The sequence below is a fragment of the Paenibacillus lacisediminis genome (assembly GCF_046567315.2).
In genome coordinates this window covers 1-13518 of sequence record NZ_JBKIAX020000032.1, presented here as the reverse complement: position 1 = coordinate 13518, position 13518 = coordinate 1, and the positions used below count along the sequence as shown (strand labels likewise).

Here is a 13518-nt window from a genome sequence, read left to right as displayed (position 1 = left end):
CGTTAAGAAAATGTTTAGGAAGAGTTTTGCTCCCGTTCAGCCTTTTTCTTATACGATGGACCCTGAGGTGAGAATTTGATGAATGAGCCGATTTTGATCACAAACGAGCTAACCAAAAAGTACAGGAGCCGCACGTCCGTCGACGGCTTGAATTTACGGCTGGAACGAGGGCAAATTTACGGGTTTCTCGGTCCGAACGGCGCGGGTAAAACAACAACGATCCGCATGCTGCTCGGTCTGATCGAACCTACGAAAGGAAGTATTGAAATTTTTGGCCAAAGCCTGAAAACCGGGCGCCTGTCCATTTTGAAGCGCATCGGATCGCTGGTCGAATCCCCGACCTATTACGGAAATCTGACCGGCCGTGAAAACCTGGAGGCGGTCCGCAGGTTAAGGGAACTCCCGGAAAAAAGCGTCAACGAGGCATTGGACATCGTCCGATTAACTCATGTGTCCGACCGCTTAACCAAAGAATATTCCCTGGGCATGAAGCAACGGCTCGGTATTGCCGCCGCGCTGCTCTCCAGGCCGGATTTGCTGATCCTCGACGAACCGACGAACGGCTTGGACCCTTCCGGCATCCAGGAAATTCGCGAATTGATCAAGAAACTGCCGGAGAACGGCATGAGCGTGCTTGTGTCCAGCCACTTGCTGAGCGAAATCGACCAGATGGCTACGCAGGTGGGGATTATTCATCACGGAAAAATGATCTTTCAGGATTCGATCGAACGCCTGCGGGAAAAACAGCAGCCCCTGCTTAAGGTTGGCGTCAGCGATGTATGGGAAGCCGGAGCCCTACTCTCCCGAAACGGAATTATGGCCGAAATCCGGGACGATGGCTTGTGGGTCCCCCGCACGGAGCCGGGTTTCGTCTCCGGCCTGAATTCGCTATTGGTCCATGCGGGCTTGTCCGTATACCGGCTGGAAGAAGTGAAGCGGTCGCTTGAGGATATTTTCCTGGAATTGACCGGTACAGAGGGAAGCCTATGAGACATCTGCTGAAGGCCGATCAATTAAAGCTGAGGCGTTCGTCGTTATGGATCGTCGTGATGTTGGTTCCGCTGCTCATCCTAGCTTATGAAACGGTGAACTTTACCTACCGCGCCGGGTTTGTCGAGAGACAAGCCGAATTGTTCCGCGCGGGTTCTCCGTGGATATTCTTGTTGTACGACAACAGCCTGCTGTTCGGTCTGGGCTTTCCTTTGTCCGCAACCCTGGCCGCATCCGTCATTGCAAACATAGAGCACCAAGCAAACGGGTGGAAGCAAGCCCTGTCTTTCCCGGTTGCCAGAAGCAAAATTTATCTCAGTAAATTCATCTGGTTAAACGCCGGGTTATTGGTTTCCGTGACGGTTTTCCTGATTGGGATGATTTTATTGGGAAAACTGCTGGGGTTTGGCGGAGAGGTGCCGTGGGGGCTGCTCGCGGGGGATTGTTACGGGATGCTGGTCGCCGTATTTCCCATCGCGGCGGTGCAATTTTGGCTGTCCATGACCTTGAAAAATCAAGCCTTTTCCATCCTGATCGGTTCAGTGTCCGCGATGATGGGGCTGTTCCTGGCCGCAGCTCAAACGACCCGCTGGTTTCCGCTGGCCTATCCGGTACAAGCTTCCACGGTAATCCTGCGCTATGAAGGCATCGGTTTGAACCCGGATTTCCCGCTGTACCTTGCGATCAGTCTTGGACTCGGCAGCATCCTGCTGTTTGGCGGGGCTATGCATTTTGCCGCAAGGGATGTTCAGTAAGCGAGGAGGATTTCTTTTGAAAAATATTTTGTATGTCGAGAGATTAAAGTTAAAACGCTCCAGGCTCTGGCTGCTCTACTTTATCGGCCCGTTGCTGGGCGTGCTGCTGGCTTACACGAACTTCTATAAAAACTACGATCTGTTTATGCAGCCCGGAGATAACTCATGGATCGAGGTCTGGACACAAGTCGCCTTATTTATGGGCCCTTTCGTTCTGCCGATCCTGGTCGGCATCTATGCGGCCTTCGTCTGCCGAGGAGAGCATGTCGGGGGCGGATGGAAGCAACTGTTGGCGCTGCCGGTCGGTCATTCGCAAATCTTCCTGGGAAAATTTTTTATGGTCGTGCGTATGGTGGTCATCACTATGGTGATCCTTTTCGGCTTCTTTACCATCGTTGGTCTGGTTCAAGGCGTTGCAGGCGACTTTCCTTTCCTCGCCTTGCTCGGGTATATGTTGCAGGGGATTTTAGCAACCTTGCCGCTGGTGCTCCTGCAACTGATGATCTCCATCCGGGCCAAAACATTCGGTATTCCCCTGGCGGTCAGCATTATTTTTACACTCCCGGCGATTCTCGTCGCCAGCACGCCGCTGGGACAGGTTTACCCGTGGACGCAGCCGATGCTGGCCATGTCGCCCGAAGATGAATCCCCGATCCAATCTTACTTCTTGTTCTATTCCCTTTTGATCGGCAGCTTCACCGTCCTGCTGCTGCTTGGTTTATGGAGGTTTGCCAAACGCGATACCCTGTGAATCCACTCCCTAATTAATGCCAACCCAAAACAAGGACTCCCGAGGGAGTCCTTGTTCGATAGAATCACTTGCCGTACACCTTCCAGCTTTGGACGCCGGTGGATGCCGTTGCTTTGGCGGTGATGTTCAGCCGGATCTTGTTAGTTGTCACCGGCGTAAACGTGGTCGTGTTGTACTGGTTGGGCAATACGCCGTAACCCAACGCCCCGCTAACGTTCACCCATGCCGAGCCGTTCCAATACTGGATCGTATAGGACGCCGGCAGGTCGATGCCCTGATCGTCATCGAACCAGTACACGTCCATCCGGTCGAGCGTATAGTTTTGATTCCAATCGTATTGCACCCACTGCGTGGTGTTTGGGTTGTCCCAATTGCCGTAAACGGGGTGGCCCCGATCGGCCGAGCTCGTCGGCGTATACCCGTCATTCAGTCCGGTCAGGCTCTCCCACGGCGAAACGTAAGAGGTCGATGCCGTGGCCAGCGGTGCCACATCCGCCGGACCCTCGGGATCGCCGCCCTTCTGCAGCTTGATATCGTAGGTGGCGGCCGCGCCGATATTCAGGCTGACGATCGCGGGCGCTCCGTTCTTCGCGGTCACGCTGCCGGCGGCGTTGTCGTTGATTAGCACATTGTAGGAGCCCGGCGCCAAACCGTTAAAGGTGACTTTGGTCGTATGGGCGGTTCCGGGCGTCGCGTTTTTCAGCGAGAAGTTGACGTAATCTTTAGCGGTAGCTACCGTAGCTGTCGTATACGTGTCCCGCTCCAGCACCATGCCGAGTTTTTCCGTAATCAGGTTCAGCTTTTGGAATACGCCGTCCTTCGGGATGACGACGTAATTGTTCCCGTTCTTCGTCACCTCGGCCCCATACCCGTACAATCCGAATAGCGGATCGACCGCCACGTCGGCGCTCAAAATTTTGATCGCGCCCCAAAGGCCCAGATCGGCTTCCCCGGACATGCCACGCCAGCCGTTAAACAGCGGCCCACCCCCGACGCCAAGCGCCCCATGGTTGCCTTTGGTCATTTGATACGTCCATGCGACCGCCCCGATATCCGCCGGGTCCGAGCTGATTTGCCCGGAATTGATCGCGCTTAAGTTGCCGAGCTTCGAGGCATAGGTCAAACGCTGCTCGACCTCCGGATTGGCCGAATGGTTGCGCACCCAGTCATCCATCGCATAGCCTTGCAGTGCGACGGTATACTGGAAGTTCCACCACGGCTCCCCGGTAATCGTCACCGGCACGGAGTAGAAGTACCAGAGCGGCATATGGCCGCGCGTCGCCCGCACCTTTGTGTTGATTTTGCCCATCATCGACAGATTGTTGTTCATTTTGGCCAAGGTGTACACCGACTCTTCCCCGGTGTTGTCGTAGTTGTATTCCGAGCCGTACGGGTAGGTCGTGTTCTTGAAATTGTTGTATTTGGTGTTCATTTTGCTGATCACGTCATTGGCCTGGGAGGTGTAGCCCTCCTCCTTCAGCGCTTTGATGATCTCGGGTGTCGACATCTCTCCCATTAAGCCGGTGTTCCAGTTGTAAGCGACCGGTCCGTCGTAAAGCGCCTTGAAGATATTGTAAGCACGCAGCAAATAGGTTGTGCGCGGGTGAATGTAGTCGACCATGTCCGGGTACATTTTGGCGAGCTTGTACATGCTGAAATACGTGTTGTAGACATGCGGATAAGCGTACCCCCGGTACGTCGGCGTCGTGTTCGGCTCCGGCATCAGGAAATCGTGAATCAGATAATCCTCATGATGGCCGTTCATCAAGTTGGTCCAAATCGCCGTTTCCAAATACTTGTCCACCGCTTCGATTTCCGTGGCGACCGGTTTCTGCACGTTTTTCTCGGCCAGGAACTGCCCGTGCGTCAGCCCCCAATCGTCGCCCCAGCCCCAATAACCGTTAAACACATTGCGGCGGGAGTTGGACTGCATCATCCAGTCGTCGAACACTTTGTCGCGAATATCTCCGGGCACGTTCCACTGCTGATTGTTCACCATAAACGTGGCATGGCGCTGCAAAGCGTTGGCGACCGGCTCGATCGCGTAGAACTGCAGCACGGTTTTTTCACCGTTGCCGTAGTTGACGGTAATATCATTTTGCCCCAGCCGGCTCAAGGTTAACGAATACAAACGGTGGCCGCCCGGCGCGGTCCCCAGCGGAGTGATCGTTGTTTGCGACGGATACTGGGCGACGATTGAGCTCACCGGCTTCGTGGTCCGCAAGCTGAATTTCGCCGTCTGATCGGTCGGCACGATCATGCCCGGCACGACGGTGAAGTCTATCATCCCTTCCGCGTACAGCCGGTCCTTCACCGCTTGTTCATTCGCTGCCTTGAAAAATTTGAAGGCGTACGTCTTGCTGGCACCCGGCGCCAGCACCAGGCTCGTGTTCGGCAAATACCCGCGGTTCGTGCTTTTGATCACGTTGGAATGGATGTAGAACACGGTCAGCCCTTCGGGCCAGCCGCCCTCATCGGCCGCCCATTTGCTGCCCGGGTGCTCTTCGACGCGCCAGTTGTCCATATACTCGAACCCGGCTCCAGTCGTAGCATCCGGCACCATCAGCAGCGTACCCCCTATGCCGCTCGGGCGCTGCACGGTAATATAGGAATTGTTGTTTGCCACGTTGGAATGGGTGACGACCCGCGACTCGTAGATCTGCTCGCCTCCTCCAGCGGACCAGTATTCATTGAAGGGAAGCGGAAGGCCAAAATCTCCGATTTCGAGCGTCTGATTGCTGGTATTGGTTACCGTAATCGACCAGCGCAAATGGTCGTTTTGGAGAGCGTAGGACTCGTCCACTTTGAAGTTGCGAATGCCCTCCGCACTGTTGGAGTTCTGATAGGTTATGTTTACCGTGTTGCCGGATTGGTTTTGCGTCCGCCCGTCCGCCGAACGGTTGGTCCAAGCCTTCGTCCAGGCTCCGTTCCCCAACCGATAGGTAAACATCAGTTCACCAACCCATTGATGGTCGGATGTGTTCTGCTGTGGAGCGTTGGTGGCGTTCATCACGTAATTGGTCGGAAAGCTGTCCCCGACGATTTGCAGGTTCGTGATTTCTCCATGGTTTCCGGTCGTAACTTGAAACTCACTGTTTGACAACGTATAGGCGGAGGCCGCCTTCGGAATTGCCACTGCCAGCGCGCTGGCGACAAACAAGCCGAGCATCAACTTCAAAGGTTTCGATAACGTCCGTGCATGTCCCATCATTTCACCGCTCCTTTTCATTTCCATTCAGGAATTAGATTCAGCAGCCCTCTCCTCCGATCCCGATTTGTTTTATTTTCTTTGTATCCCTCGCCAAACTAAACCTCATCACCTCCTTTCAGGATAACGAAAAATGCCTGCTTCCGTTCCTTACGTCCGCTTTGGCAGCCGGACGGTCACCCGTGTCCCCTGGTCCGGAGCCGAACGAATCGTGGCCCCGTACGTTTCCCCGTAAAGCAGCTTGATCCGGTTCATCACGTTGGCCATGCCAACTCCGGGCGCCTCCGGATTCAGCGCGGCAGAAAGCGTTTCTTTATCCATGCCGCGCCCGTTGTCCTCCACCGTAAACACCAGCGTGCCTTCCTCCTCATGACCGGCAATGCGCAGCAATCCGCCGCTGGTCCGTAAAGCAAAACCGTGAATGATGGCATTTTCGATGATCGGCTGCAAAAACATTTTTGGAACCTTGCAATCCGGCGGAATGAGGTCAAGCTCGTACCTTGCTTCAAATACTCCGGAATACCGCTGTTCCATGATGTGCAGATAGCTTTTAAGCCAGGCCGAATCGTCACCGAAAGCGACCAGCTCCTGTTTGTTTTTGACCGTATAATGGAGCATGGTCGATAAGCAGACGAGCATTTTGCTGATCGCCTCCTCGTTTCGCTCGAGCGCCATCCAATTAATGACGTTAAGCGTGTTGTACAAAAAATGGGGATTGAGTTGGAGATTAAGCGCCATGATTTCCGCCTCCTTCTCCCTGAGCCGGGTCTCGTAGTTTTCGTTGATCAGGTCGCTGATTTTTTCGTTCATCAGATTAAATTTATTGATTAGAATGCCGAATTCCAAGTCGCTTTGTTCCGGGATTTTGGTTGAAAACACACCGCTCCCGGTCAGTTGAATCGCCACCAGCAGCTTTCTGATCGGAATCGTCAGCCAACCCGAGATCATGTAGGCGACGGCGATAGAAACGGCGATCAGCACGGCCGCGATGTATAAGCTGTACGTATGGACCAAAGGAAGATCGCTTAGCAGCCTATCGTAAGGAACGACCAGAACGCTGATCCAGCCGGTAATTTCCGATGTATCGTAGCAGACCAGCATCTTTTTCCCGTTTATTTGGGAAATCGCCGTCCCGGTCTTGAATGCGGCCGCCTCGTCCAGCCAATCCGCTGCCTCAGTGCTCGTAAGCTTAACGGTATCCGGATGAGCCACGATTTCTCCTTGCGGGGAAATGACGAACATGTAAGAGCCATCGAGCGCTGTCTTGCCGGCCTGGGGCGAACGGAAAAAGCTTTCATTGAAGTTGATCAGAAGGAGCGGATTCTCGGTGCGGGCTCCCCAGCTCTTGACCACGCCGCCCTGGACGATGGAGCTCTTCAGCAGCTGGGAGGCGGAAAATACATAACGGTAGCGCGGATCTAAGTCTCTAAGCTCCTCCTGGTCGAACTGCTTGGCGAAATCGTACGTGGGAATCCAGATCAGTTTGCCGTCGGCCCGGAGCGTGTCCCGGTAGAGCTTGGATGCGTGCAGCTTGTCCGGTTTGACCGAAACGAAGGTCGGCCTGGAGGTCAGGACGGCCGTTCCGCCGAAGCTGTAATAGCCGGTGACGAGCTGGACACTTTCCACACTTGGTTCCGAAGCGTAATACGTATTAAGGATCTCCGATACTTTTCGGTCCATTTGCAGAAGTTCCAGCAGATCCGTCGGCGGCGGCCTGTCGAACAGATGGAATAAATTCGGATCGGCCAGCAGTGACAGCGATTGATCCTTGACCCGGTTTAGCACAATGTCGGTATATTGGTTGTTTTTCTGAACGACCTCTTGCATGCTGTCGCTGGCATGCTTCAGAATGATGTCAGAGCTGGTCTTGTAATAGGCGTAACTGATGAGAATCATGGGGAACGTGATGAGGAAAACATAGGAAACGATCAGTTTTGTCCGGAACTTGAGCCGGGCGAACCGGCGGAGACCGCGCATCATCTTCTGGCTACCCCCGCTTTTGGTGCAGGATACGAATCGTTTTGCGGTACTCCTCCGGCGTCATTCCGAACTCTTTTTTAAACACGCGGTTGAAATACTTCACATCCTGGTAACCCACCGCTTCGGCGATTTTGTAGATGCGTAAGGTTTCATGCTCCAACATGGCTTTGGCTTTGGACAGACGGACTTGGTTCAGGTATGCCGTGAAATTGATTTTCAGCTTATTTTTGAAATATTGGCTGAAATAACCTGCGCTGAGTCCAAACCGCTGTGCCGTGGATTCGAGCGAAATGTCGGAGCGGTAATGCTCGTCGATATATGCCAGACAGCGCTGAACAAGCTGATGGCGGTGATTTTCCTTCCATTCCTTGATCGTGCGGACAACGCGGACCACCACATCAAGCGCACCCCTTTCCAATTGGGAGTAGACGGCCGCATGCTCGGTCAAGGCTTCGATCTCCCGCAAAAAATCGTCATGCAAGCTGCCTTCCCTGAGGATATCGTGATCCTCGACCGTTTTGACCAGCAGCAGCTTGCACTTGTCCCGCAAACGATGCGGCAGCGGATAGGGACGGCTGCGCCATTCGCGGAATATGGCGGTGAGTGCATTGTTCGCGGCTTGTTCGTCTCCGCTGCGGAGCGCTTCCTTCAGTGTGGTTTCCGCGGCGGAAGCCAGCACCGGAATACATTCCCGGTCCAAATGGCTGGTACCAAACGCAAAAACGGTTTGACCTTCCTCGTAGAATTGCTCGAGCCTAGCGAACCGGGCTTCGCGGACGCTGATGTGGGCCTCCTCCAGGAGACTATCCCTGCGGCTTCCAATCCCGGCCGATAGATACCCCGCTCCGAGCCGTTGCTCCGGTTCCTCGAAGACCCGTCCGGCCGCCTGCGGATCAACGCCATCGCCGAGCACGCAGATCAACTCCTGGTCGTCATGTTCGCTGACGAAGCAGAAGCAGTCGCCGTACTCGCGCAGCCGGGATTGGATCCTGGCCGCCTCCTCCCGGCCGAAGGAATACTTCCGCCTTGCGGAAACGGCTGTGCCCGCACCGGCCAATGGCAAGATAAGCTTAAGCTCCGCTAGCCGCTCGCCGCTTATGGCGCCGTCGATCCACGCTTGCAGCAGCTTTCCGCTGTACGCCGGCTCCATACGATCAATCCTGGCCGCCAGCTCCTGCTGCCTTAAGCGGTCGTGCCGCTCGCGCTCGCTGATCTGCTCCGCCCGCGCGAATACCTCCTGCAGCTTGGCGGCATCAACCGGCTTCAGCAAATAGCCGAACGCCCCAAACGTAAGCGCTTTCTGGGCGTATTCGAAAAAATCGTACCCGCTCAGCACAACCACCTTCGCCCGGTTTACCGGATCGAGCTTTTCCATAAATTCCAGCCCGGTCATTTGCGGCATCCGGATATCCGTAAAGATAAGGTCGAACATCCTGCCTTCACACAGACGCAAAGCCTCCTCGCCGCTGCGCGCGGAACTTACGGCATCGCCCGGCCGCAGCTTGCCAAGCAGCCTGCTGAACCCGAACACGTGACCGGGCTCATCATCGACCAATAGAAAATGCAGCATTTGCCTCCCTCCTTATGCCTCATTATATAGAATAATTTGGTATGAAAGGGACTATTTCCTGCATTTTAGTCCAAAAATTCTGCCTTTCCGTTTAGCCTTTCACTCCGCTCATGGCGATTCCCTCTACGAAAAATCGTTGACCAACGAGAAATACCGCAAGCGAAGGCAACACGATAATAGCGGTCGCGGCCATCATCAGGTGCCACTGCGCCGAATACGTCCCCTGAAACAAAGTGAGTCCCAGCATCAGTGTGTAATTTTTTTCCGAAGAAATGAACACCATGGGAGCCAGATAATCGTTCCAGTTGGCCAGAAAGGTCAGCATGCCGACAACGATAAGCGATTGCCTGCCGATCGGCATAATCACGTTCCAGTAAATCCGGAAATGCCCGGCACCATCCATTTTGGCCGCTTCGTCCATTTCCCGCGGGATCGTCAGGAAAAACTGGCGGAGCAGAAAAATGTTGAACACCCCTCCACCGAACCAGGCCGGTGCAATCAGGGGAACAAGCGTATCGGTTAAATGAAGGGTTTTCCAGCCGAGAAAATGCGGAATCATCACGACGAAAAAAGGCATCATCAATCCGGTGAGGATAAAGCCGAATATCTTGTCTCTACCAAGCCAAGAAATCCGGGAAAAACTGTACGCGCACACTGAGCTCGATAGGACGACGCCGGCGATGGAAAGCACCGTGACGACGGTGCTGTTCCAGAAATAGCGGCCAAACGGGTTGCTGGAAAGCGCCTCGGCAAAGTTGTCGAACCTTAGAGAGTCCGGCACGATATCCGGCGGAATTGCAAACAAGCCGTCCATGCCCACAAACGCCGTCCGCAGCATCCAATAGAACGGAAACACGAACACGAGCCCGCCCAATGTCAACACGGCATAAAAGCTCAAGCGAGCGGCGATTTTGCGTACTTTCATCTTCCTCTTTCCCGCCCTTCATAATAAACCAGCGAATTGGAAAATTTGAAAAGAACGAACGTGCACAGCAGAACGACCAGGAACAACAAGGAAGCAACAGCGCTGGCCGTGCCGAATTTCGTAAACTGAAATCCTTCCTTGAACAGGTAATATACGATCAGGTAACTCGCGTTGTCCGGCCCGCCCTGCGTCATGACCGCGGGTTGCACGAAGGTCTGAAACGCATTGATGAACCCGATCACGGTGTTAAAAAAAATGATCGGAGAGCTCATCGGCAGTGTAATGTAGCAAATTTTGTGCAGCGCGTTCCCCCCGTCCACCTCGACCGCCTCGTACAGATGAGCCGGAATATTCTGCAGACCGGCCAGGAAAATCACCATCGTGTTCCCCGTCAACCATAAGCTGAAGAGGATTAAGGTCGGAATGACCGTCGTGTCCGAGGATAACCAGGAAAACTTGGGCAAATGGAATAAACCAAGGACATAATTGACGATTCCGAAATCCGGCTGCAGCATCCACAGCCAAATGATCGAAGACGCGGCGAGCGGGATGACGACCGGCAGGTAAAACAAACCGCGGAAAAACGCCCTTCCTTTAATTTTGCCGTTGAGCAGCAGGGCCAGACAAAAGGAAAACACGATGCCGAGCGGAACGCTGACGAACACGTAATACAGCGTGCTGACGGTGGCGTCGTAAAAAAGCGGCTCCTTGCCGGTAAACAGACGCGCGAAATTCTCCAGGCCCACGAACTTCGGGCTCCCAACCATGCTGTACTCGGTAAACCCAAGCAAAAACGTGAATACAAGCGGACCCAGCACAAAAATCAAGTAGCCAAGCAGCACCGGTGAAGCAAACAGCAAGCCGTATTTCAGTTCTTTGCGCCTTCGTCTCCGGATGCCTTGCAGCGGATCAAACGCCGCTTGACGGGGTGTTTCAGCGACAGATCTCATAAGCCTCTCTCCTCCTCCCGGCTGCCGGGAGCGCGCGGCCCGATGCGGACCAAACGTGCCCGACACGCGCCTCCCCTAAGCCGCCGGTTTCTCTACTTGCCGTAACGGCCCTGGACTTCCGGCTGCACCTTGGAAGCGACTTCTTTCATCGCTTCTTCGGCCGTTTGCTTGCCGAGCCATACGGGATCGAGCGCGGAGAACGCCATGGAACTGACTTTGCCGAAATTTTTCACGTAATAGACCGGCGACGGCGTGCTGTTGTTCAGCAGGTTGTTCAGGAAAGCATCCTTGAAGCCGGGCGGGTGCGACGGATTGTTTTCCGCCCACTGGGCGACAAGCTCGGGATCGGTGTACCATTTCTTGAGCGTTGGCATCCAGAGGCCGTCCCGGTACAAGTTCAGCGCGCCGGAAGGATCGGCGAGGAATTTGGTGAGCAGCCACGTTTCTTCCGGATGCTTCGTCGCTTTGAACATGGCGCTGACACCGCTGATGCCCATGGCGACGCTGCGCTTCATTTTCGGGAGCACACCGATATCGTAATTGACCTTGGCCGCCCCAAGATCGAGGTTGATCCATTGCCCGTGCATGCTCATCGCCACCAGCTTGGATTGCAAGGCGACCGCCTGGGACGGGATCGATTTGGCCTGCACCGGGTTGGGCGCGACATGGTGAACGTTGATCAGATCGGCCAACCGCTGGATTGCCTCCACCGCCTCCGGCTGATCAAGAGCGAACTTCGTCCCGTCGGCCGAAACGAGGTCGCCTTCGTTGTTGACGATGTGCGCCATCACCGGACCGTACCAGTTCTCGAACGAAACGCCAAATTGCTTGATATTGTCCTTATCGAAGCCCGGTTCCGCAGCATTTTTGCCGTTTTTGTCGATCGTCAGCTTTTTGGCGGCTTCCACGAACTGGGCCCACGTCCAGGCTTCCTCCGCTTTGGCGGGAGGCATTTCCACGCCGGCCTCCTCAAACAAGTCCTTATTGTAAAACAGCGCGAACGTTTCGCCCGCCGTGCTGATGCCCCAGGTGTAGTTCGGATCATCCCCGTTGAACCAGATATAGTCGAGGAAGTCCTCTTTTTTCAGCTCCGTATCCTTGGCGAACATCTCGTTGAAGTTGATAAATTTCCCTTCCTTTTGCCAGGCCTCCCCCAGTTCCCCATGCACATAACCGGCGTCCGGTGTTTCATTGGCCGCGACCATCGCGGTAAGTTTGGCATCGTAATCGCTTTCAGGAATATGCACGGCGTTGACGGTAATCCAGGGATATTTTTCGGTGAACTTTTTCGTCGCCTCCTCCACAGCTTTTTTCTCCTGAGGGCTGCCCCAGAACGTGTATTTCAGCGTTACGGGGTCCATGTCTGTACCTTCGTTCGCCGGGGCGGCCGTTTCCGCTGCGGGTTCGCTTCCGTTTGACGGATTGGGGGAAGCTCCTTGATTTCCGTTAGCAGCGTTACCGCCTCCACAGCCCGCAAGCGCCACTGCCGTAACGAAAATCAGTGTGCCCAGCCAAATCGGCAGTTTTCGGACGTTTACCATTCCTTCTCATCCCTTCTTGTTCATCCTGAGCTGATACCTTACCTTAAGAATCAGGTTGGTTCCATTATAATGTAAACGCTACCATTGGAAAATTATAGATTTTTCAGATAAGTGGACATTTTTAAGTTTTAAATGAAAAGATTTTAATCATGCCTGGTGCCCTGTATTTCGAACAAAACGTCTCCACCATATGTATTTGACCTTAACGGACAGGAAAGACCTTATCCCCCCATTTCCCGGGTATTTCCCGTTCTAACGGACTCAGATGACGCTATCGGGCTAAAAATGCAGACATTTACGCCAATCTGAGGGAAATAAGGTCCGCTCGGTCCGTTAGAATTTCTAACCCCTCGTTTTCGACCAAATAACGTCGCTCAGGTCCGTTAGCCTAGTCCGTTAAGTTTCACCTCTCCATCCCCCAGTGTCCGCAATAACGTTGCTATCCGTTTTACCACGCCGTTTCGTTTCATTACGCTGCAAACACCTCAACAATGCTGCAAACCTCTCAACAACGCAAAAAAACACCGCCGAGTTATCGGCGGTGCTCTTCTTTCTTGCTTGGCGGCGTCCTACTCTCCCAGGACCCTTCGGTCCAAGTACCATCGGCGCTATGTATCGGGTATCCCGTCAAAGTATTCGGAATCATCTGCGAAGCTTCGGTTCACTTTGATGGGGTAAAGGTATAACGGTCGTGTTCGGGATGGGTACGCGTGGAACCCCTCCGTCATCGCCACCAAACGTTTCAAGGTGTTAATCCTTGAAAACTGGATACGAAACGAATTTGTGTTTTAGCCCCCTACTCAATTTTGGGGTGTTTTTTGGATAAGCCCTCGACCGATTAGTACCTG

9 protein-coding genes and 1 pseudogene are annotated in these 13518 nt (G+C 54.1%); 3 read left to right on the top strand and 7 right to left on the bottom strand.

Going from position 1 to position 13518, the window contains the following annotated elements; all coding sequences use genetic code 11:
* Positions 1-78 precede the first annotated feature (78 nt).
* From ACLD72_RS31800 to ACLD72_RS31790, 3 genes are read left to right on the top strand one after another with little or no spacing between them, the layout of a single operon-like run.
* Positions 79-990, top strand: a complete 912-nt coding sequence (locus ACLD72_RS31800; RefSeq protein ID WP_411003509.1) for an ABC transporter ATP-binding protein — start codon at positions 79-81, stop codon at positions 988-990.
* Positions 987-1745, top strand: coding sequence for an ABC transporter permease (locus ACLD72_RS31795; RefSeq protein WP_411003508.1), 759 nt, complete (start codon positions 987-989; stop codon positions 1743-1745). Before ACLD72_RS31800 ends, ACLD72_RS31795 begins: the two co-directional genes overlap by 4 nt.
* A 16-nt stretch (positions 1746-1761) precedes the next feature.
* Positions 1762-2496, top strand: a complete 735-nt coding sequence (locus ACLD72_RS31790) for an ABC transporter permease (protein ID WP_411003507.1) — start codon at positions 1762-1764, stop codon at positions 2494-2496.
* Positions 2497-2560: 64 nt separating this feature from the next.
* Here the strand turns inward: ACLD72_RS31790 and ACLD72_RS31785 are convergent, their stop codons facing one another.
* The 7 genes and pseudogenes from ACLD72_RS31785 to ACLD72_RS31755 form a co-directional block, all read right to left on the bottom strand.
* Complete coding sequence (locus ACLD72_RS31785; protein WP_411003533.1) at positions 2561-2986, bottom strand: galactose-binding domain-containing protein; 426 nt, start codon at positions 2984-2986, stop codon at positions 2561-2563.
* A pseudogene (locus ACLD72_RS31780) lies at positions 2984-5665 on the bottom strand (DUF5695 domain-containing protein); the annotation flags it as partial. The pseudogene ACLD72_RS31780 and the gene ACLD72_RS31785, both read right to left, overlap by 3 nt.
* Positions 5666-5854: 189 nt before the next feature.
* Entirely contained in the window at positions 5855-7684 is a 1830-nt protein-coding gene (locus tag ACLD72_RS31775) for a sensor histidine kinase (RefSeq protein WP_411003506.1), read from the bottom strand.
* 7 nt (positions 7685-7691) lie between these two features.
* The gene (locus ACLD72_RS31770; protein ID WP_411003505.1) at positions 7692-9254 is read right to left on the bottom strand and encodes a response regulator; all 1563 of its coding nucleotides are present in this window, start codon (positions 9252-9254) and stop codon (positions 7692-7694) included.
* A gap of 91 nt (positions 9255-9345) precedes the next feature.
* On the bottom strand, positions 9346-10179 hold the full coding sequence (locus ACLD72_RS31765; RefSeq protein ID WP_411003504.1) for a carbohydrate ABC transporter permease: 834 nt from the start codon (positions 10177-10179) through the stop codon (positions 9346-9348).
* Positions 10176-11129, bottom strand: a complete 954-nt coding sequence (locus ACLD72_RS31760; protein WP_411003503.1) for a carbohydrate ABC transporter permease — start codon at positions 11127-11129, stop codon at positions 10176-10178. Before ACLD72_RS31760 ends, ACLD72_RS31765 begins: the two co-directional genes overlap by 4 nt.
* 92 nt (positions 11130-11221) lie before the next feature.
* Complete coding sequence (locus ACLD72_RS31755; RefSeq protein ID WP_411003502.1) at positions 11222-12670, bottom strand: ABC transporter substrate-binding protein; 1449 nt, start codon at positions 12668-12670, stop codon at positions 11222-11224.
* Positions 12671-13518 lie beyond the last annotated feature (848 nt).

Coding starts and splice junctions, on each gene's coding strand:
- ACLD72_RS31800 (WP_411003509.1), top strand. CDS start 79: ATGAATGAGCCGATTTTGATCACAAACGAGCTAACCAAAAAGTACAGG.
- ACLD72_RS31795 (WP_411003508.1), top strand. CDS start 987: ATGAGACATCTGCTGAAGGCCGATCAATTAAAGCTGAGGCGTTCGTCG.
- ACLD72_RS31775 (WP_411003506.1), bottom strand. CDS start 7,684: ATGATGCGCGGTCTCCGCCGGTTCGCCCGGCTCAAGTTCCGGACAAAA.
- ACLD72_RS31770 (WP_411003505.1), bottom strand. CDS start 9,254: ATGCTGCATTTTCTATTGGTCGATGATGAGCCCGGTCACGTGTTCGGG.
- ACLD72_RS31765 (WP_411003504.1), bottom strand. CDS start 10,179: ATGAAAGTACGCAAAATCGCCGCTCGCTTGAGCTTTTATGCCGTGTTG.
- ACLD72_RS31760 (WP_411003503.1), bottom strand. CDS start 11,129: ATGAGATCTGTCGCTGAAACACCCCGTCAAGCGGCGTTTGATCCGCTG.
- ACLD72_RS31755 (WP_411003502.1), bottom strand. CDS start 12,670: ATGGTAAACGTCCGAAAACTGCCGATTTGGCTGGGCACACTGATTTTC.